The following is a 19,113-nucleotide window of genomic DNA, read 5'->3' on the forward strand; positions in this document are numbered from 1 at the left end:
CGCAATCATTAGCCGCGCTGTAATGTCTGTGCCGTGGATGTGCACCGGCTCCGCGTGCTTCGCGCCGTCATCGCGGCCGGCTCCATCCACGGCGCCGCTGCCAGCCTCGGCTACACACCCTCGGCCATCAGTCAACACATCGCGATCCTGCAGAAGGAGACCGGGCTGACCCTTCTCCGGCGCTCCGGCCGTGGCATCGAACCGACGATGGCGGCCCGCGCGATCGCAGCCGAGTCCGCCCGGATCTTCGAAGATCTTTCCGGCCTCGACTCCCTGGTCACCGACTTGAGGGCAGGTCGCGAGGGCACCCTGTCGGTCGACTACTTCGCCTCGGCCGGCGCCACCTGGATGCCGCCCGCCGTCGCTATGCTCGCTCGCGAATTTCCCGGTTTGCGCCTCGATCTGCGCCTCATCGATCTGCGCGAGCCCGACGCACGACCGCCTGATGTCGAGATCGCTGTTGACGGCACCGAACCTGCGAACCGTCCTGGGTACCACGTGCGCCCGCTGCTCACCGAGCCGTACCTTGCGGTTGTCCCGATCACGTCCAGATTGGCCGCCTGCAGCCACATCGACCTGATCGAGTTGCGCGAGCAGAGCTGGGTCGACAACGACTCCGGGCACGGCGTCTGCCGGCAGATCGTGCTCGACGCCTGCACTGCGGCCGGTTTTTCTCCCGCGTTCCACATTGAGACCCAGGACTATCCCACCGCGATCAGGTTCGTCGCGGAGGGCATCGGCATCACCGTCGTCCCGCGCATGGCGGTGGATTCGCTACCCGCCTCGACGGTGGCAGTCCCGATCACCAACCCCACACCGCACCGCAGCATCTCCGCCCGAGTGCGTGACGGTGCCGCCGACCATCCCGCCGTCGTGAGATTGCTGGCACTCCTGACCGAGCACAGCGCGGGCCACACCCCGTCAGATCGCGGGCGTGGGCGGAAAAGGTCTGTCCGCGGCTAGCAGCTTCTCGAGGCCGCCGAGCGAGTGGGCCGAGCTAAGGTCTTGGCTGCGGCGGGTAGCCCGAGACCGGGCCCACCTCGGCACGTTGTGGCAGCCGCTGATGGGTGCTGACCGCGAGGCGGTTCCACACATTGATGGTGGCGATCGCCATGAGCAGGTGGACGACGCCGGCCTGATCGAAGTGCTCGGCGACATCGTCCCAGGTGGTGGCGGGAACGCCGGCGTCCCCGATTCGGGTCACTGCCTCGGTGAGTTCCAGTGTGGCGCGTTCCTGATCGGTGAACACCTCGGGGGCCTCCCGCCAGGCGGCGAGCACGTCGAGACGCCGCTGGTCCTCGCCCGCCGCGCGCGCATCGCGCAGGTGCATGTCCAGACAGAACGCGCAGCCGTTGAGCTGTGACGCGCGGATCTTGACGAGCTCGTAGAGCCGCGGATCCAGGCCGCTCTCGCGTACGTAGCGCTCCAGCGCGAAGACCGCCTGATGCGCCTTTGGGTCGACGCTGTGGATGTCCAGCCGCTGGGTCATCGCATCACGCACGGTTGTGTCCTCTCGGGTCGTCCTCTTTCGCGGATCGCTGCCGTTCTCGCCACTGCCGTCCGATAACGCGGCTACGACGATGGGGCGTCGGCTGGCCCGGGCGTAGCGCAACGTCTCCCAGGTACCTGAGCTGTCATGTGTCGGTGTGAGCGGGAATCCGACGACGACGTCTGCCCGGTCGACCAGCCAACGATTGCGCGCGGTGTAAGCGGCCGGGCCCAGCCCTTCCGGATGATTGAGTTCGACGAGATCGTCGAGACGACCGGCCTGCTCCGCCGCTTTGATCGCTGCTGCGGCAGCAGCGGGCTGGGCCGCCACGGTGACCGGTACGGCCACGACGATCCGGCCGCGGTCAGATCGGTCGGCGAGCCACGCGAGCGCGAGGGTGTCAATGCCGGCCGCGCCGCCGAGCAGCCAGGTCGTTTCTTGCGCGCAGAACGGCCCGAGGTGGTCGGCCAGCGAAGCTTGAACAGTATTCGGTGCGGCGTCAGGCACGGCGCGGGTTCCGGTCACGGCGATGGAAAGCGGCGACATCGTTTCAGACCGCCATCGAAAGAGCGGCACGTGCGGTCGTGCGCCACCCGCCCCGTTCCGTCACGACACTTCTGCCCACCGGATCCGGCTGCGACGTCACGCGGTCGGCCGTCATGCGAACACTCTCTCCTCAGGTTGGGAACCGTGTGCGTGCACCGGCCAGGCGCCCGGCGGCTCACGAAGGCAGATCGGGCGCAAGGTCACGGTAGAGAGTGCCGGCCGCGTGCAACGAGTCGAGGTACTCGCGCACCTCGACGATGAGTTCGTCGCGGATGATGAAGACACCGCAGTACTCGTTGTCGTAGTGGCGCCCGGTCGCGGCGGCGACGCCTTGCACCCGCCACTCGAGAACGGCGCGCTCACCCTCAGCGGTGATCGCGCCGAAGGTGAACTTCTGGCTGCCCGGGCGGAACAACTCGCCGGCGCTCAGCAGGAACGCCATGATCTGCTCGCGACCTCGTCGCACTCCGGACAGCGGCAGGTCGCCGTGTAGTGACCAGGTTGCGTCGGTGGCAAAACTTGCCGAGATGGCGTCGATGTCTCCGGCAACGAGAGCATCGAGGTACCGCTGCAGCACGCTGCGGCTGTTCTCGGTGGTGGTTCGGTTCACGTCGTGACCTCCAGGACGGCGTTGCCGCGGATTTGTCGGGCGAGCAGGGCAGCCAGCGCGTGCTGGGTCCTGCTCCAAGGGGCGCGTAGGCCGATCTCGGGGTGAAGGCGCCCGTCGAGGACCATGCGGACCAGAGTGGCCAGGTCCTCGGCGTCGCTTCCCTCGTTGTCGGAGTACAGGAACTTGCGCACGGTGGCGCTCCGCCCGCCGGTCCAGTCGAAGAAGTCGAACACCGGTGCGCGACGGCTGGCCTGTCCCATCCAGACGAACAGGCCCCGTGGCTGCAGGCGCTGCCAGGCGGCTTGAAATACCTCGCCACCTACCGACTCGATGACGACGTCGAACGGGCCGGGTGCCTGGTCCAGGTGCGTGACGATTCGCTCTGCCCCGAGCGCGTGCAGCCGCTCGCCGCGCTGAGCACAGGACGTGAGCGCAGTGACCCGAGCACCGGCGGCCGCGGCCAGTTCGACGAAATAGTGCCCGACACCTCCGGACGCCCCCGTCAGTAGAATCTTGCGGCCGGGCAGCGAGCCGATCAGGCGCACCAGACGGAGCGCGGTCAGGCCCGCTAGTGGCAACGCCGCCGCGGTACACAGGTCCACCTCGTCCGAAAGGACGGCGAGCTGACCGACCGGGACGACGACGCGTTCGGCCCAGCCCGACTGCTCGGGGTGCGCGACCACGCGGTCGCCGGCACGTACCGGCCCGTGACCGGTCAGGACGGTGCCGGCGACGTCCTTTCCTGGCCGCCAGCCCGGGGCGGGCTGATGGAGCAGGAACGTCTCGCCGCGATTGATCGAGAAGGCGCCGACTTGCACGAGCACCTCGCCGGCGCCGGGCACCGGTTCGGGTACGTCGGCGACGGTGACCGAGCCGGTGCCGTCGGGAACCATTGCGCGCATTCGACTCCTCCTTTGCTGCGCTCTCGACGAAACCACGCTTGGCCGCTGCCGGGAAGTAGGCACTAGTTTGTGCGGTAGGCACCCGAAAGTGAGTGAAAGGTGTAGGCATGGACCGCAGTCATACGGTCTCGCGCGACGGACGCTTCGATGTGCTCGCCGAGGCCTGTCCGACACGCCAAGTCGTCAATCGGATCGGCGACCGGTGGAGCCTGCTCGTGCTCTACGCGCTGGAACACGGAACCCTGCGTTTTCAGCAGCTGCGTAGATCGGTGGACGGGGTGAGCCAGAAGATGCTCACCCAGACGCTGCGCAACCTGGAGCGCGACGGCCTGGTGCGACGCGAAGTGTTCGCCAGCGTGCCACCGCGCGTCGAGTACAGCCTGACCGAGCTCGGCAAGGGCCTGGCGCGCCGGGTCCGCGGCATCCGCGAGTGGGCATACGAGCACATGGACGAAATTGAAGGCGCGCGGGTCAGTTACGACGCGCGAGCGTAGGGCTCAGGATTCGACGCCGTGCTCGGAGCCGTAGCACCGGGGATCCTCACCCGTTCGCAACGGCATCTTGGTAGGCGCGAAGAGCCTCGGGGCTGTCGATACTGCCGTGGTGGTGGAGCTGCACCCAGCGTCCGATGGCCTCGCTGTAGGCGAAGAACCGGCTGGTCCGGATCAAGAGCGGTTCCGGCGCTCGACCGGCGACGGTATAGCTGCCGGTCTCGCGGCCGGCGAAGACGGCACTGGTGGGCTGTAGGTAGACGACGGCGTCACCGAAGGTGACCTGCACGCGCGTTCCGCTGTCAAAGATCCGCTGATAGAGGGCGACCGCTTGCGTGCCGCCGCGCAGGATGCCGCCGACCGGGTTGTTGAGCTGAGCCAGCTCGTGAGGTGACCAGACCGCAGCCATGGCGTCGATGTCGCGATGGTTCAGCGCGTAGTAGAACGTCTCCAACGCCGCGACTGCCCCGGCGGGCGAGGGGTCCGCCGCGGCGGCGAGCCGGTTGCGCGACTGCGGGCCGAAGCCATAGTCGGTGACCGTGATCATGGTGTGCTCCTTGGCAGATCTGTTCACTGGCTGCGCGGTCGTGGCGCGTGCGACGTCACAGCGCGCGGCAGGAGTGCTTGCAGGCCGCGAGTCGTATCGGTCATCGCCCGCGGGTCGCCAGTCAACGCCGCCAGGACGAATCCGCCCTGTACACCGGCAACGATGACGGTCGCCACGGCCGTGGTGTCTGTGCTGTCCACCAGTTCGCCTGCCGTCACAGCCTGATCGAGTAGTTGCGCCAGGGTGCGCTGCAACCCGGTGAAGTACGCGGCGATCGGTGCCGCGACGCCATCGTCGCGGCCGGGGTCGAATGCTAGCCGGCCCAATCGACAGCCGCGCAGCGCATCCCGATCCGCATCCAGATAGGCGCACACCTTGGCAAGTGGGCTCGCTTCGGCGCCGCCGAGCATCCGATCGGTCTCGGCTTGCAGGTCGGCGGCCAGTGACGCGGCAGCTGCGGCAGCCAACGCGGGCTTGCCGCTGAAGTGGTGGTACATGCTTCCTTGCCCGACCCCGCTCGCATTCAGGATCGCACCAGGCGAGGTGGCGTTGACGCCGCGCTCCCAGATCAGCCGCTTGGTCGCCTCGATCAACAGGTCGCGCGCGGGCATCGCATCGGAGCCGGTCACGGCGTGCTCAGCTCTCGCTCGGCACCCTGCCCGCAAGCGTGGGACAGCCGAGGCCTCGCACTGGGCGGCACTGCGAATGGCATGGCATACATACTAGTACGGATGTTGTCCTGACGCCAGGCGCATGCGTCGCGTGATTCCTTCCAATCGGGAGCCATCCCGGGTGACCGAATGAGGGGCGGATAACCATCAGTGACTCTCCGGTTGTCCGCGAGATGGTCATAGCAGGTGCGGGTGGAAGCCAGGGTGCGTCGGAGCCGGCAACCGCGCCAGTGTTGCGAGCGCTGGTACGCCGCCGGCGGCACTGCAGTCCATTGCCACCTGACCCATCGCCGTCGGTTCGGCCGGCGCCGAACTGCCATGACCTTACGGTCGGGCGATGCATCCACTGTCCGTGCCCGCGGGTTCGACCGTTGCCAGCGAGCACATCCCGATCGAGCCCAGCATTCTGTACGTGGGCACGCCGGTTGCGCTGCTGTCGACGGAGAACGTCGACGGCTCGTTCAACCTTGCCCCCATGTCCTCTGTGTGGGCGCTCGGCGACACAGTCGTTCTCGGTCTGAGCAAGGCCGGCCAGACCGGACTGAATCTCGCCGAGCGACCCGATGTCGTCGTCAACTTTCCGGATCCCGTGCAATGGGAGGCGGTGGAGCGTTTGGCTCCGCTGACGGGACGAGATCCGGTGCCGGAGTCGAAGCGCGATCGTTGCCGTTTCGAACCAGACAAGTTCGCTGCCGCCGGTCTGACCCCGCAGGCCTCGGAATTGGTCCGGCCGCCACGCGTCCTCGAATGCCCTCTGCAGTTCGAGGCACGGTCGACGGTCGTCCGCTCCGATGCGGCGGATGAGTTCCTGATCATCGAGGCCGCGGTGTTGCGCGTCCACGCCCGACGCGAGCTGGTTGTGCCCGGCACCGACCATGTCGATCCCGACTGCTGGAGCCCGTTGATCTACAACTTCCGGCACTACCACGGCCTGGCGCCGCGTGTTGGATTCAGTTTCCGGTCAGAAACTGCCCGCCGGTAGGCCCCCGCTATGAATCTGGCCGGGAACCCAACGGATCGCGGCCAGAAAGTTGTCGGGGATTTGATCAGGTCATCATTCACTCATCGGTTACGAGCCGTCAGGACGTGACACGAGGGTCGAGGCCAGCCGAGGGAGCTTGACGGCCCGGTCTCGTGCTGACCGCGGGGAGGCGCCACCATGGCGGCCGACGGTGGTGCGGCCCACTGGTCGGGCCGCACCACCGGGTTCGGGTCAGCCGCGGTTCACGACCACCTTGCGCATGCTGTAGTCGAACGCGAAGCCTTGCGACAGGTCGTCCTCGCCGACCGCCGTGCTGTCGAACACGCAGAACTGCACGAACGCCTGGCCGCTGCCCAGTGCCGGGGCATCTGCGGCGTTCCAGAACCACGGGTCCGGCTTCACCACGAACGACGCGTTGTGACTGACGCCGTCGCAGTTCAGGCTCAGGCCGGGACCGTCCGCGTTCCAGTTCGTGCTGTAGAAGGTGCGCGCGTACTGGCTGCTGGTGTGGTCGGTCGCATTGACCTCCGGCCCCTGCTTGACGCCGATGTACAGGTGGGTGCCCTCGTTGCCGCCGTAGCAGCGGTACTTGGCGTGGACGACCGCGGTGCCGCTGTCGGCGTTCGCGTGCACGACGGGCGCTACCCACTCGACGACGGGCGGCGCATAGGCGGCCGCGGGCTTGGCCACGGCCGGCGCGGTCGCCGCGGCGACCGCCCCCGCGGCGAACAGTGTTACGGCGGCTGCCTTGGCGATGCGCATCCTCAATTCCCCTTCCCCGGCGGGGCCCTCCCGGCCGGAAGCGGCCAGCCTGCCAAATCAGCTGTGCGTGAGCCAGTACTCAGCTGTGTAGTGGCACAAGATGACCGGACGTTCGGCACGCACGCGGAGAAACCGGCCCGCCTCGCGACGACGTGACGGCATGACAGCACCAGTTTGCTGATCAGGGTTGACGCGAGGACCGCGGACGCGGGATCCGGTCGCGGCACGCGCAAGCAGCTGCGCGTGCCGCCGGAACGCGTGGCTGCCGGCTCCGGTGCGAGTTACGGCCCGACGTGGACTCGCATGACGCCACCGTTGACGCCCGGGGCGGCGGAGCCGACGGTGACGTACATGGCACCGTCCGGTCCCTGCGCGATGCCGCCGGGAACCGGCAACTGTCCGAATCCGAAGTGATCCTGAGTGCCGGGGTGCGCGAACGGTATCCGCACGACGTCGCCCGGCGGGGTGGCGTCCACTCCACCGGCGAACATCTCGGTCGCCCAGAAGTTGCCCTGGCGGTCGAACGTGCAGGCGGTGATCGTGGTCAGGCCGCTGGCCCAGACCGTCGGAGCGGTCGGATAGTCGGCGTTCGGGTCCACGCGCCACACGTTCGACAGGCCGCCTGTTCCCGGCGGGACGAACAGGTTCGACACGAAGTCGAGCGCGCCCACGTAGAGGTAGCCGTCCGGCCCCTGCGCGATACAGGTCGGCGTGGAATCACGGAACGCGCCGAAGTCCTCGTTCGGAATGTAGGACACCACCCGCGCGGTGCCGTCGGGCATGATCTCGCTGATCGTGTTCGCCCCGGCGTCCGCGACGAAGGTGCGGATCCCCTCTGTCCGCGCGTCCTTGGTGACCAGCACGCCGTACGGGTTCGAGTCCGGGAAATCGTCCGGGAACAGGCTCTGGTGCTCGCCCGTCCACTGGTACATCTGTGAGCCGACGTCGGACTTGGACATCGCCGCGCCGGTGGCGCCGTCGAGGCGGTACAGGTGGCCGGCCTGCGGGTCGTTCACCGCATTGCCGGTCGCGGCCAGAACGCCGGGGGTGGACTCACCGGTGATCATCAGCACCTGACAGCCGTTGCGGACTCCGTGGCTGTTCTTCATGCAGCCGTTGCCGATCGCGCTCAGCCCTGCCGGGCCGAGCACGTCCGGTGGCGCGGTCGGATCCTCCGAGACGTACAGCGAGTTGAAGCCGGTGCTCCACGTCGGTGTGGTCCGCCCCCAGGCGAACTTGTCCACCTTGCCGGTGTGCGTGAGCCCTGCGGGTCCGGCGCCCGCAACGCCGGACTCGGCGACGTACATGCTGCCCTTGCCGTCGAACGCGATCCCGCGCGGTGCCGCGAGCCCGCCCAGGACCGGCGTGATCGACGCGCTGGAACCTGCTGCTGCCGCCGGCGTGGCGGCGACCAGCCCGGCCAGCAGCGCCGTGATCGAGAGTGCTGACGCGACGGCACGGTTGCGGTGAGTATTCATGGCCATCCCCCGGATGTGTGACCTCGGACGTGCTTGGCGATGTGCCTACGCCCGACGGCGCTTCGTGACAAGGGAACGGCTGCCGCCCCGGCGCGCGATGGCCGGTTCGAGCTCGAGTCGCCGCGCGGAGCCGACCATCGCGGCACGTCGGGATCCGGGGTGTCCGACGCGGCTACCGGACTCGGTGGCGACAGTCCGTCGAACGTCCGCTACCCTTCGGCTTAGGTTAGGCAACCCTAAGCATTGGAGCGAGGATGTTCGCGAACTACCTCATCGGCCTGCGCGAGGGGCTCGAGGCCGCTCTGGTCGTCAGCATCCTCATCGCCTACCTGGTGAAGACCGGCAACAAGCACCGCCAGCGCCCGCTGTGGGCGGGAGTCGTCATCGCCGTCCTGGTGAGCGCCGGATTCGGCGCGCTGCTCACCTACACCAGCAGCAACCTCAGCTTCGAGGCGCAGGAAGCCTTCGGCGGGTCGCTGTCCATCGTCGCGGTCGGCTTCGTCACCTGGATGGTGTTCTGGATGCGTCGCACGGCGCGCACGTTGTCGAGCGAGTTGCGCGGCCGGCTCGACGCGGCACTCGCGATGGGCAGTCTCGCGCTGTTGTTCACCGCCCTGCTCGCGGTCGGGCGCGAGGGGCTGGAGACCTCGCTGTTCGTCTGGTCGGCCGTGCAGGCAACGGGTGACTCGACCTCGCCGCTGGTCGGCGCGATTCTCGGCCTGCTCAGTTCGGTCGTGCTCGGCTACCTGTTCTACCGCGGCGCGGTACGCATCGATCTGGGCAAGTTCTTCACCTGGACGGGCGCGGGCCTGATCCTGGTGGCCGCCGGCGTTCTCGCGTACGGCGTGCACGACCTGCAGGAGGCCGGCTGGCTTCCCGGCCTGAACTCACTCGCATTCGACGTCAGCGGCACCGTCGCGCCCGACTCGTGGTACGGCACGATCCTCAAGGGGACGGTCAACTTCACCCCCGCGACCACCTGGTTGCAGGCGATCCTCTGGCTGGCCTACCTCGCCCCGGTGACGGTGCTGTTCTTCCGTCCCGCGAAGGCGGTGGCCACGAGTTCACCCCCGCAGCCGGCGGCCGCCAATGCCGCCGCCGGCTGACCCGCCCGCCGATCACTGTTCCTGCCCCGGAGGTTGTCCGTGTCCCGTTCCGCTGCCCTCACCGGCCTGTCTGCTGTCACCTTTTCCGTGCTGCTCGGTGCATGTGGCTCCGACTCATCGAGCGAGAGCTCGGCTGTCGCGGTCAAGGCGACGAACGACAAGTGCGAGGTCGAACAGACCCGCTTCGATACGGGGAAGATCACGTTCAAGGTCAAGAACGCCGGCTCCAAGGTGACCGAGGTCTACGTCTACGGCGCGAACGGAGACGAGTTCGACAAAGTCATCAGCGAGGTCGAGAACATCGGCCCGGGGACCTCGCGCGACCTGACCGTGACACTCGCTCCCGGCAACTACGAACTCGCCTGCAAGCCCGGACAGACAGGACCCGGCATCCGCCGGGCGATAACCGTCGGTGGTGACGCCGCCGGAGCGCCCGGAGCGAGCAGGTCGGACGACGCGATGTACGACCGCGAGATCGAACTCAAGACCGACGGCTCATCCGTCACCGGACTCAGCGGGGGCGCGAAGCAGGGCGAGAAGATCGAGTTCAAGCTCGAGAACGAGACGGACGGGCCGCGCACGCTCGAGATCAAGAGACCCTCTGGCGGCGTCGCGGGCGAGGTCGACGTCCAGCAGCGCAGCGAAGGCGAATTGATCATCAAACTCGACCAGCCGGGCACCTGGAAGATCATCGTCGAAGGCGGATCCGGCGACCTCACCGTCGACCTCGTCGTCTCGTAGCCTGGCGTGAACGGCGCCCGCTTCGGGCGGGCCGTGGACGGCGGGAACTGCGAAGCCCGCGCCCACTGCCAGCTGCGTGAAGCCGAGCCCGTCGTCGATCACTCCAGGCGCAGGATCTCGGCGGGGTTGGCCCGTTCGGCCAGCAGGTGCGTCGCGTAGGAGCCGATGACGATCACCGCGACGGTCACCGCGGCGGTCGCCAGCAGGGTCGGCACCGGGAGTACGAACGCGGTTGGCGGTGGTAGCGCGGGGTACAGGTCCAGGCCCTTGTAGATGAACGCATATGCGCCGGCGCCGGCTCCGGAGCCGGCCAGCCAGCCGAGGCCGACCGCGATGGTCAGTTCGACCAGTAGTGACCAGACGTGGGTGACCTGCCGTAGCCCCATCCGCCTGGAAAGCACATAGGACACGGTGCGGCGGCGAGTGCGCGCAGCCAGGGAGAAGACCAGTCCGGCGATGGCGACGGCACCGATCAAGATGGCGAGCGCGCGCAGGTAGCCGAAGATCCAGGTGACGGGCAGCAGGCCGGTGGTGCCGACGACAACATCGGAGGTGACTTGGGTGAGCACGCTGTAGGGCTTGGTGTTGAATGCCGCGACGGCGGCGGAGAGTCGGGCCTGTGACGTCCATACCTGGTTGAGCAGCTCCTCCTCGGTGTGCACGTGGACCAGGGTGGAGCGCTCGACAACGAGCATCGGACGGGCGCCGTTGCGCAGCCCGGGGAACACGGCGCTGGTGGCGACCACGTCCAGGGCCAGGCGTGTCTGCCCGATCGTGACGCTGCTGGCGTCGGTGTGCTTCGGGGCGTTGACCAGGATCGCCGGCGCCGGCTGACCAGAAGGAACGTCGTGCAGCGCGGACAGATCGCGACGCTGGCTGCCGCTGAGGAACGCGAACTGCGCGAAGCTGCCCGGGTCGACGCCGAGCACGTAGGCAGGCAGCCCGCCGGGCAGTTTCGGTCCGGTCTGGTAGATCGAAACGACGGTGCCGCTGCCGTGCGTGTCCGGGTTCGTGTCGCGGACGCCGTAGACGAACAGCACGTGCGGAGCGCCGAGGTTGGTCTGGTACTTGTTCGTGACCGCGGCGTTGACGCTCTGCGTGACGGTGCTGCCGTAGGTGAGCAGGCAGCACGGCAGAGCGGTGCCCACGACCAGCCCGGTGACGATCACACCGGAGCCGGCGAGGCGGCGCAGCGCGAGGTAGCCGCCGGGCCCGAGCCGGCGCGCGGCCCGACCAACGACGGGCAGCAGCCAGTAGACGATCCGGCCGAACAGGACCAGCGCCGCGGTCGCGCCGACGATCGGGAAGACGAACGCCAGCGGGCTGATGTCGACGATCGTGCGGTGCACCGAGACCACGGACTCCGAGCGGATCCGCAGCCCGAGGCACACCGCCACCGCGACGCCGGCGAGCTCCCACGGAAGGTGCGAGGACAGGCCCGCGGCCCGGCCGGTCCGGCGCTCCCGCCCTGCGGCGACGCCGATCGCCGCGATCAGTGCGGTACCCGCACCGACCGCGCCCGCAGCCACGCCCAGCGCCCGCAGCGGCGTGCCTGGCGTGAGCAGGCCGGCCGGCCCGACGAGACGCACCAGCCCGAGGGTCGCCAGGTAGCCCAGCACGAGCCCGGCGATCAGTGCGGGCAGCGCCTCCAGCAGCGCCTTCGCCCCGAGCAGCGGCGGACTGACGCCACGGGCCACCAGCAGCCGGATCTCCCGCGCGCGGTGCGTCGCCCAGAACACGCCGGCGCCCGCGACCAGCAACCCGGCCACCACGACGCCGGCGATGTCGATCGGCACCACCGAGCCGGCCACACCGTCCTGCGACTCGTGCGCGATCGCCAGCTTCTTGGCCAGGTTGGAGTCGACCTCGGCGCGCATCCCGGTGCTGCGGGTGATGGCCGTGGCCGCAGCGGCCGCGCGTCGCTGCGCCCGATCGAAGCCGGGCAGCGACACCGTGTCGTGCGAGACCGGCGCCGTCCACGTGATGACGAGCGGGACGTCGCTGACGGCCGCGACGGTCGCCGGGTCGGTGATCAGGAACGGGCCGTGCCGGTAGTTGGTCGGCGTCGCCGCGATCACCTGGTCTGAGGCGGCGGTCGGCTCGATCTGGTTCTGCCAGGCGCAGAAGAAGCGCGGCACGTGCGCAAGTGCGAACGGGCTCGGCGCCATGTCTTGATAGATCCCGGCCACCGGGATCGGCGCGCCGGCGCCCGTGCGTACCACGTCCCCGGGGCGTGCGCCGATCTTGGCTGCAAACACGTCCGGGAACCACGCGCCCGGCCGGCCGGTGTCGGGCGTCAACTTGTGCACGTGCGACAACGCGCCCGGCTTGGCGAACAGGTGCACCGTCGATTCCTGCACCCGCGCCGACCCGACGTCGGCGACGAGCGGTGACGGCAGGCGCTGCGCGCGGAAGGCTCGGTTGCCGGCCTGGGTGGCCGCCGCCGCCCGCGCAAGTGGCACCGCGGCGGCGGTGACCGTCGGCAGGGTGTACTCCGGGCACGCCGATGCGGCTTGCGCCTGCAGGCTGGCCGTACCCAGCGTGGAGACGAACAGCGGGCCGGACGCTGCCGCGATCGACAAGATCGCCGAGGCGCCCAGGATGGCGAGAAACACCGCCGGCAGGCGCAGCAGCAACAGCGGCGCCCGTGTCCACGGTGCCGAGCCCAGAGCCGCCAGGTGATCGGCCCGGCCCGCGAAACGGCGGCGCGAGTTCGCTGCGGTCCTCATGCGCATCACTCCGATCACAGGATCTCGGCGCGCCGGGCACGCTCGGCCAGCGGGTCCGCGCCAACGGACGCGACGAGCATGACCGCGCCGGTCACCGCCGCTGCCGCGACATGCGGCAATGCAGGGCGTGCGAACAGTATCGGCGGCGGCAGGAGTGTGCGTGTCACTGCAGCACACCGTCGGCCATCGACAGGCGGCGATCGGCATGGTCGAGGGCGTGACTGTGATGACTGACGAGCACGCACGAGCCGCCGTCCGTGGCGTGATCGCGCAGGCACCCGAGCACGACCTCGGCCCACCCGTGGTCCTGGTGCGCGGTCGGCTCGTCGGCGAGCAACAGGCAGGTCGGCCGCGATCCCACCGGCGTGCTCGAGCTCGCCGGCGTCAGGGTCCTCCCAGCCGCAGAGCACCGCCAGCAGGTTGGACTTGCCCGAACCCGACGCGCCCGAGATGCCGAGGATCTCGCCGCTGTCGATGGTGATGTCCACGCCGCGCAGCGCGTTGACGATCTCCGCGTCGCCGCGGAAGGACGTGGTCAGGGCCGCGCCGCGCACGACCTGGCCGCCGCGTTCCGCGACTGCGATCACCATGACTCGACGGTCCTTCCGTGGTCCAGGCCGAGCACGTGGTCGGCCCGGGCGATAACGCGCGGGTCGTGGGACGCGATCGCGATCGCCGCGCCGGTGTCACTGAGCACCCCGAACCCGTCGAGGACCTGTTCGACCGCGACGGAGTCGAGCTCGGCCGTCGGCTCGTCGGCTACGACGAACGGTGGGCTGCCGACCATCGCGCAGGCCATGGCCACGCGCTGCTGCTCGCCGCCGGACAGGCGGTGCGGCGTGTGGTCCAGGCGGTCCCTGCAGGCCGAGGCGGCCGAGCATCTCGGCGACCTCGTCGTCGTTCACCCGCTGACCCCGCAGCCGGGCCGAGAGGCGGAGCTGATCGGCCGCGCTCAGATACTCGACCAGGTTCTCGATCGGGTCGGCGAAGATGTAGGCGATCGAGAAGCGCCGCAGCCGGCGCCGCTCCCGGGCACTGGCGTTCGCGACCGACGCGCCGGCGATCTCCAGCGAACCGGTATCGGGCCGGTCGACACAGGCCAGGATGCGCAACAGCGACGACTTGCCCGAACCGGACGGGCCGGCGATCACGGTGAGAGAACCGCGCGGGAACTGCTTGTTCACGCTCTCGAGCGCCTGGATCCGCTCCCGATCGATGCGGTACTGCTTGTCGATGTTGTGGCAGGAGGCACCCAGTTGCAGTGTCCGCGTCGACATGATCAACACTCCGGAAGCGCGCGCGCTCAACGCGACATCGGGACGGCCAGACGCGCGGACAAGAACGCGACGATCTCGTCCCGCGCCCGCGCGGTCGGTTCCCCATCCTGGTCGATGAGATGCGCGGTCACGACGCTGTGCGCGCAGCCGACGACGTCACGGAAGAAGGGCGGCGGCTCCGAATAGGCTGCCTCGTCGGGTAGGACCCGCCCGTCGAAGGCGGGGCCCAACAGCGCGCGGTACGCGGCGAAGCGCTGCCCGGTGCACCAGCGGTCACCCGCGAACCGGTACGCGAGGACGGTCAGCCCGTCGCGGCGGACGCGCTCGGCCACCGCGGACGCATCGCTGTCGCTCAACTCAAGGCCGGCCGGATCGTCCAGCGGGAGCGACGGGTGGTTGACGACCGGCGCGATCACCGCGGGCTCCAGAGCCATCGTCAGAGCGAAGTTGCCGGTGAAGCACAGCCCGACCGCGCCGACGCCAGGGCCACCACACTCGGCGTGCGCGAGACGGGCCAACCCGCGCAGCCAGGCCGTGACCGGACTGGTGCCGCCGCCGGCGAACGCGCGGAATTCCTTGCTCACACATGCGCGGCGGACGACCTCCCGTCCCTCGGCAACGGTCGGCCATGCGCCGTCGACCCCGAACAGGGACGGCACGTACACGCTCAGGCCCGCGTCACGGATCCATCTGGCGAACCGCGCTACGTCCGGGCTGATGCCGGGCATCTCCGGCATCAACACGACCGCGGGACCGGACCCGGTCACATAGACGGTCTTGGCGACGCCGTCGATATCGACAATCCGCCGCGTGAAATCGGTCAACGGGTCCTCGCGCTGCGCGCGTGTCGCTGTCACGAACTGACCCTGGCAACGGGCGTCGCGGATGACCATAGGCGAGATCGCCAATCTTCGAGGTAATATCGCCACGCGTCGAGGAGGTTCGCATGAGCCCGCTGCGGGTCGGAGTACTGGCCTATCCGGGCTGTTTCGCCTCTGAGGTGTTCGGCGTGCCTGATCTGCTGGCGATGGCGAGCCACGTCGCTGCCGCGCGCGGATCCGCCGAGCCGTCCTACGCGGTGTCGGTCGTCTCGCCGCGCAGAACCGTGCGCGCCGCGGGCAGAGCGCGAATCGAGGTTGCCCGGCCGGGCCCGGTGGATGTGCTGCTCGTCCCCGGCTTCGAACTTGCGCCCCGGATCGACCTCGACGCGATGCTGGCCGACCTCGCCCCTGAGCTCGAGTGCATTCGGGAGCAGGCCGAGTCCGGCATCGCGGTCGTCTCGATCTGTGTCGGCGCGTTCCTGCTCGCCGAGGCCGGCCTGCTGAACGGACGCTCGGCGACCACATCCTGGCTGTTCGCCGACAGGTTCGCGCGGCGCTACCCCTCGATCCGGCTGCGACCCGACCGGCTTGTCGTCACCGACCGCGGCGTGACCACAACCGCAGCGTTCAGCGCGATGTACGACTTCGCGGTGCAACTGGTCCGCGGCCACGACGGCCCTGCAGTTGCCCGCAGCACGGCGCGCATCGCGCTCGTCGATGACGCCCGCTCGAGCCAAACGCCCTACGTCGACGCCTCACTGCTGCCGAGCGGCGGGCAGGAGTTCTCCGACGAGGTCCGCCGCTGGCTCGACCAGCATCTGCGCACCCGCTACGACCTGCCGGCGCTCGCGAGCCGCTTCCACGTCAGCACCCGGACGATGCTGCGTCGTTTCGGGGAGCAGACCGGGCAGAGCCCGCTCGCCTACCTGCAGTCGGCGCGGGTGCGCCGCGCCGCCCACCTGCTGGAGACGACCGACCGGACCGTCGCCAGCATCGCGGCCGCGATCGGGTACCGGGATCCCGGAACGTTCAGCGCGATGTTCGCCCGCCACACCGGCAGGCGGCCGAGCGACTACCGCGCCACCTTCCAGCCGTCCCGGCATCCTGCTGGCCGCTGGCCCAAGGATCGGGGCAGCAGGCTCGGCACCTCGACGCTTCGGACGAGGTGACGCTTCGGACGAGGCGACGCTTCGGACGAGGTCACCACCTGCCGCCGCACAACCGTATTCGACGCGTCACAGCGGCCCGATCCAGGCAGGCCCCAGCCTGCCTACTGCACGTCGAGGCCGTGTCGTCCGGCCGCGGCCGCGCTGAACTCCGGCCACCTTCAGGTTATGGCACGGTGGGGGGCTTGCGGCAAGGCCCCGGTGGTGCGCCAGACTCGCACGTCCCAACACAGCGAACGATAGGAGTGCGGGTGACGCGCCCACTCGACGCCGGACCGTTTTTCCACGGCACCATCGCGGATCTGCGCATCGGTGACCTCCTCACCGCGGGCCGCAGATCGAACTACCGTCCCGAGATCGTCATGAACCACGTGTACTTCACCGCCCGCGTCGAGGGGGCCGGACTCGCCGCGGAGATCGCGGCAGAACTTGCCGGGGGAACTCCGGCGCCGCGCGTCTACCACGTCGAGCCGACCGGAAATTTTGAGGACGACCCGAACGTGACCGACAAGAGGTTCCCTGGCAACCCCACCCGCTCCTACCGGAGCAGCGCGCCGTTACGAGTCATCAGCGAGATCACCGAGTGGACGCGATTGACGCCCGAAGAACTGCAGACCTGGCGCGAACGCCTCGCCGACCTTCTGGTCAGTGAGCGAGGAGTGATCATCAACTGAGCAGAGGACCGCACCGCGACAGACGAAGGTCGAGACCATCGCCTGGGACGCGCAGGGCGTCAGCGGGCTCGAACACGTCGGGCGACCCGGATGCGCCCGTACGCCAGCGGCGAAATCGCTACGCAGCGCGGATCGACTGCGATAGGCAGGAACGATGCAGACGGTCGCAGTGCCCGGTGGACGCGTGGCGTACGACAGCGCCGGACGTGGTCCGGCGGTCGTGTTCAGCCATGCGAGCCTGACGGATCGCCGCATGTGGCGCTACCAGTTCGACGCGCTGGCCACCGGCTACCGAGTGGTCGCCTTCGACCGGCTCGGCTACGGACAGTCCAGCCCGGCACCGCCCGCGGTGCGCCACGGCGCCGGAGTCCTCGAGGTGCTGGACGCGCTCGGGATCGAGCGGGCGGTATTGGTCGGCAGTTCGATGGGCGGCGGTTACAGCCTCGACGCCGCGCTGCTCGCACCGGATCGCGTACGGGCCCTCGCGCTGATCTGCCCGGGCGTGCCCGGCTACGAGTGGCCGGCCGAGATGCGCGCTGAGGTGCTGCCACTGCTGCATGCCGCGGTTCCCGCCGATCGGCTGGCGGCCTACGCCGCGCACGCCGCCGATGCCGTCCGCGACGACGACGTGCGCGCGATGGCCACGATGCAGTTGCGCTATATGGCGGTGGGCGCACGAGGATCGGAGTCGATGTTCTCAGCCGAGGCATGGGCGCTGTTGCAGGACATGGCGCGCGGCGTCTTCGCGCGCGGATGGGGCGAACCGGAGACGACCGAAACCGCCCCCGAACCGCCCGTCCTCGGCCGGCTGAGGGACGTCCGCGTCCCGACGCTCGTGATGAACGGCGGGCACGACGTGCGCTTCATCCAGGACCTGGTCCGCCAGGTGGCGAACGGCATCCCGGGTGCGCAACTGCTGGAGCTCCCCGAGGCCGGCCACCTGCCGCCGGTCGAGTGCCCGGAGGCGGTCACGAGCGCGCTTGCGACGTTCCTCGACGGCCTGCTTCTCGACGACCCGCTTCTCGACGACCCGCTTCTCGACGACCCGGCCTGATCGGTCGGCTCGACGGCCCGGCAGGGACGGCGCCCGCCCCGACTCGCCGTTGATCAAGGCACGGTGGGGGGCGCGTACCAGCGATCCGCACGGGGCTTGCCCACGCCGCGACGCTGTGCCTCGTCGCAGTTCAGTCGATGACCCGGCTACGGCGTTCGATGAGGACGACGTCGCGCCAGCGGCCATGATGTTTGCCGAGGCGCTCTCGGCGTCCGACCTCGCGGAATCCGGCCGCGCGGTGCAGTGCGGCGCTCGCGGCGTTCTCGGCGAAGATGCCGGACTGGATCGTCCAGATGCCCGCGGATTCGGTGGAGGTGATCAGCGCGTCGAGCAGGGCACATCCCACCCCGCGGCCGCGAGCCGAGGGGTGGACGTACACCGAGTGTTCGACGACGCCGGCGTAAACGCACCGGTCCGAGACAGCGACCGCAGCGACCCAGCCCAGCACCCTGCGCTCGTGATCGACAGCGACGAAACGGTGCTCGGGTAGATGGGTGGCGTCGAAGCGTGGCCACTCGGGCGCGGTGATCTCGAAAGTGGCGTTGCCTTCGTCGATGCCCGCCTGGTAGATCGCGAGTACCGCCTCGGCGTGCTCGGCCAGCATCGGCTCGACGTCGAACCCCGGCTGCTCGGTGCCCGGCGGCGCGGCCGGCGCAACGTCGTCCACCAGTCCTTGGACCCGCTCGCGGATCTCGTCCCGGATCCGGCGGACTACGTCGATGCTCTGCCCGGCCGGGTCGGCGAGGTCCCAATCCTCGTAGCGCTTACCGGGGAAGACCGGGCAGGTGTCGCCGCAGCCCATCGTGACGACGACGTCCGAGTCGCGGACGGTGTCGACGGTGAGCAGTGTGGGTGTCTCGGTGGTGATGTCGATGCCGACCTCGCGCATCGCCTCGACCGCTACCGGGTTGAGCCGGTCGGCGGGCTCGGATCCGGCCGAGCAGACCTCGATCGCGTTTCCGGCGAGGTGACGCAGCCAGCCCTGAGCCATCTGGGAGCGGCCGGCGTTGTGGACGCAGACGAAAAGAACGCTGGGTCTGTCGGCCATGGGGGATCCCTTCGCTCGG

Annotated in this window: 20 protein-coding genes and 3 pseudogenes; 8 read left to right on the forward strand and 15 right to left on the reverse strand. The window is 69.3% G+C overall.

Going from position 1 to position 19,113, the window contains the following annotated elements; translation table 11 throughout:
* Positions 1-33 precede the first annotated feature (33 nt).
* A complete protein-coding gene (locus M6B22_RS17005) occupies positions 34-963 on the forward strand; it encodes a LysR family transcriptional regulator (RefSeq protein ID WP_269442761.1) in 930 nt (309 codons plus the stop codon).
* A gap of 34 nt (positions 964-997) precedes the next feature.
* On the opposite strand, the gene M6B22_RS22255 is transcribed toward M6B22_RS17005, so the two are convergent.
* The 3 genes from M6B22_RS22255 to M6B22_RS17020 form a co-directional block, all read right to left on the reverse strand.
* Positions 998-1,489 carry a carboxymuconolactone decarboxylase family protein gene (locus tag M6B22_RS22255; RefSeq protein WP_407935730.1) on the reverse strand — a complete coding sequence of 164 codons (492 nt, stop codon included), beginning with the start codon at positions 1,487-1,489 and terminating at the stop codon, positions 998-1,000.
* Positions 1,490-2,210: 721 nt separating this feature from the next.
* Positions 2,211-2,645, reverse strand: coding sequence for a nuclear transport factor 2 family protein (locus tag M6B22_RS17015; RefSeq protein ID WP_269442763.1), 435 nt, complete (start codon positions 2,643-2,645; stop codon positions 2,211-2,213).
* The gene (locus M6B22_RS17020; RefSeq protein WP_269442764.1) at positions 2,642-3,547 is read right to left on the reverse strand and encodes a zinc-binding dehydrogenase; all 906 of its coding nucleotides are present in this window, start codon (positions 3,545-3,547) and stop codon (positions 2,642-2,644) included. The genes M6B22_RS17015 and M6B22_RS17020 overlap by 4 nt, the downstream gene beginning before the upstream one ends.
* A 107-nt stretch (positions 3,548-3,654) precedes the next feature.
* Here M6B22_RS17020 and M6B22_RS17025 point away from each other — a divergent pair, with 107 nt between their 5' ends.
* Positions 3,655-4,041: a winged helix-turn-helix transcriptional regulator gene (locus tag M6B22_RS17025; RefSeq protein WP_269442765.1), complete on the forward strand. Its 387-nt coding sequence runs from the start codon at positions 3,655-3,657 to the stop codon at positions 4,039-4,041.
* A gap of 46 nt (positions 4,042-4,087) precedes the next feature.
* Here M6B22_RS17025 and M6B22_RS17030 read toward each other — a convergent pair whose 3' ends face one another.
* Together M6B22_RS17030 and M6B22_RS17035 are read right to left on the reverse strand one after the other, a co-directional pair.
* Positions 4,088-4,585: a YybH family protein gene (locus M6B22_RS17030; RefSeq protein WP_269442766.1), complete on the reverse strand. Its 498-nt coding sequence runs from the start codon at positions 4,583-4,585 to the stop codon at positions 4,088-4,090.
* 23 nt (positions 4,586-4,608) lie between these two features.
* A complete protein-coding gene (locus M6B22_RS17035) occupies positions 4,609-5,196 on the reverse strand; it encodes a TetR/AcrR family transcriptional regulator (RefSeq protein ID WP_269442767.1) in 588 nt (195 codons plus the stop codon).
* Positions 5,197-5,593: 397 nt separating this feature from the next.
* On the opposite strand from M6B22_RS17035, the gene M6B22_RS17040 reads away from it, so the two are divergent.
* Complete coding sequence (locus M6B22_RS17040) at positions 5,594-6,238, forward strand: flavin reductase family protein (protein ID WP_269442768.1); 645 nt, start codon at positions 5,594-5,596, stop codon at positions 6,236-6,238.
* A 231-nt stretch (positions 6,239-6,469) separates the two neighbouring features.
* On the opposite strand, the gene M6B22_RS17045 is transcribed toward M6B22_RS17040, so the two are convergent.
* Together M6B22_RS17045 and M6B22_RS17050 are read right to left on the reverse strand one after the other, a co-directional pair.
* Positions 6,470-7,000 (reverse strand): hypothetical protein, encoded by a 531-nt coding sequence (locus M6B22_RS17045; RefSeq protein WP_269442769.1) that lies wholly within the window; start codon positions 6,998-7,000, stop codon positions 6,470-6,472.
* A gap of 281 nt (positions 7,001-7,281) precedes the next feature.
* On the reverse strand, positions 7,282-8,478 hold the full coding sequence (locus M6B22_RS17050) for a ScyD/ScyE family protein (RefSeq protein ID WP_269442770.1): 1,197 nt from the start codon (positions 8,476-8,478) through the stop codon (positions 7,282-7,284).
* Positions 8,479-8,732: 254 nt separating this feature from the next.
* Between M6B22_RS17050 and efeU the strand changes: the two genes are divergently transcribed.
* Both efeU and M6B22_RS17060 read left to right on the forward strand, forming a co-directional pair.
* Complete coding sequence (efeU, locus tag M6B22_RS17055) at positions 8,733-9,584, forward strand: iron uptake transporter permease EfeU (protein WP_269442771.1); 852 nt, start codon at positions 8,733-8,735, stop codon at positions 9,582-9,584.
* Positions 9,585-9,623: 39 nt separating this feature from the next.
* Positions 9,624-10,325 carry a cupredoxin domain-containing protein gene (locus tag M6B22_RS17060; protein ID WP_269442772.1) on the forward strand — a complete coding sequence of 234 codons (702 nt, stop codon included), beginning with the start codon at positions 9,624-9,626 and terminating at the stop codon, positions 10,323-10,325.
* A gap of 98 nt (positions 10,326-10,423) precedes the next feature.
* Here the strand turns inward: M6B22_RS17060 and M6B22_RS17065 are convergent, their stop codons facing one another.
* From M6B22_RS17065 to M6B22_RS17090, 6 genes and pseudogenes are all read right to left on the reverse strand, one after another.
* A complete protein-coding gene (locus M6B22_RS17065) occupies positions 10,424-13,054 on the reverse strand; it encodes a hypothetical protein (RefSeq protein WP_269442773.1) in 2,631 nt (876 codons plus the stop codon).
* A 14-nt stretch (positions 13,055-13,068) separates the two neighbouring features.
* Positions 13,069-13,221 (reverse strand): hypothetical protein, encoded by a 153-nt coding sequence (locus M6B22_RS17070; RefSeq protein ID WP_269445855.1) that lies wholly within the window; start codon positions 13,219-13,221, stop codon positions 13,069-13,071.
* Positions 13,218-13,415: a hypothetical protein gene (locus M6B22_RS17075; RefSeq protein WP_269445856.1), complete on the reverse strand. Its 198-nt coding sequence runs from the start codon at positions 13,413-13,415 to the stop codon at positions 13,218-13,220. Before M6B22_RS17075 ends, M6B22_RS17070 begins: the two co-directional genes overlap by 4 nt.
* A gap of 61 nt (positions 13,416-13,476) precedes the next feature.
* A pseudogene (locus M6B22_RS17080) lies at positions 13,477-13,644 on the reverse strand (ABC transporter); the annotation flags it as partial.
* Positions 13,638-14,331, reverse strand: a pseudogene (locus M6B22_RS17085) (ABC transporter ATP-binding protein). The pseudogenes M6B22_RS17080 and M6B22_RS17085, both read right to left, overlap by 7 nt.
* Before the next feature lie 26 nt (positions 14,332-14,357).
* Positions 14,358-15,155 (reverse strand): dienelactone hydrolase family protein, encoded by a 798-nt coding sequence (locus M6B22_RS17090; protein ID WP_407935731.1) that lies wholly within the window; start codon positions 15,153-15,155, stop codon positions 14,358-14,360.
* Between the two features lie 122 nt (positions 15,156-15,277).
* On the opposite strand from M6B22_RS17090, the gene M6B22_RS17095 reads away from it, so the two are divergent.
* The 3 genes from M6B22_RS17095 (at position 15,278) to M6B22_RS17105 (ending at position 18,046) form a co-directional block, all read left to right on the forward strand.
* Positions 15,278-16,321 carry a GlxA family transcriptional regulator gene (locus M6B22_RS17095; protein WP_269442776.1) on the forward strand — a complete coding sequence of 348 codons (1,044 nt, stop codon included), beginning with the start codon at positions 15,278-15,280 and terminating at the stop codon, positions 16,319-16,321.
* Between the two features lie 248 nt (positions 16,322-16,569).
* Complete coding sequence (gene arr, locus M6B22_RS17100) at positions 16,570-16,992, forward strand: NAD(+)--rifampin ADP-ribosyltransferase (RefSeq protein WP_269442777.1); 423 nt, start codon at positions 16,570-16,572, stop codon at positions 16,990-16,992.
* A 154-nt stretch (positions 16,993-17,146) separates the two neighbouring features.
* The gene (locus tag M6B22_RS17105) at positions 17,147-18,046 is read left to right on the forward strand and encodes an alpha/beta fold hydrolase (protein ID WP_269442778.1); all 900 of its coding nucleotides are present in this window, start codon (positions 17,147-17,149) and stop codon (positions 18,044-18,046) included.
* A 130-nt stretch (positions 18,047-18,176) separates the two neighbouring features.
* On the opposite strand, the gene M6B22_RS22260 is transcribed toward M6B22_RS17105, so the two are convergent.
* Together M6B22_RS22260 and M6B22_RS22265 are read right to left on the reverse strand one after the other, a co-directional pair.
* Complete coding sequence (locus M6B22_RS22260; RefSeq protein WP_407935732.1) at positions 18,177-18,650, reverse strand: GNAT family N-acetyltransferase; 474 nt, start codon at positions 18,648-18,650, stop codon at positions 18,177-18,179.
* Positions 18,651-18,695: 45 nt separating this feature from the next.
* A pseudogene (locus M6B22_RS22265) lies at positions 18,696-19,094 on the reverse strand (arsenate reductase ArsC); the annotation flags it as partial.
* Positions 19,095-19,113: the final 19 nt, after the last annotated feature.

This window comes from Jatrophihabitans cynanchi (genome assembly GCF_027247405.1).
GTDB lineage: Bacteria > Actinomycetota > Actinomycetes > Mycobacteriales > Jatrophihabitantaceae > Jatrophihabitans_B > Jatrophihabitans_B cynanchi.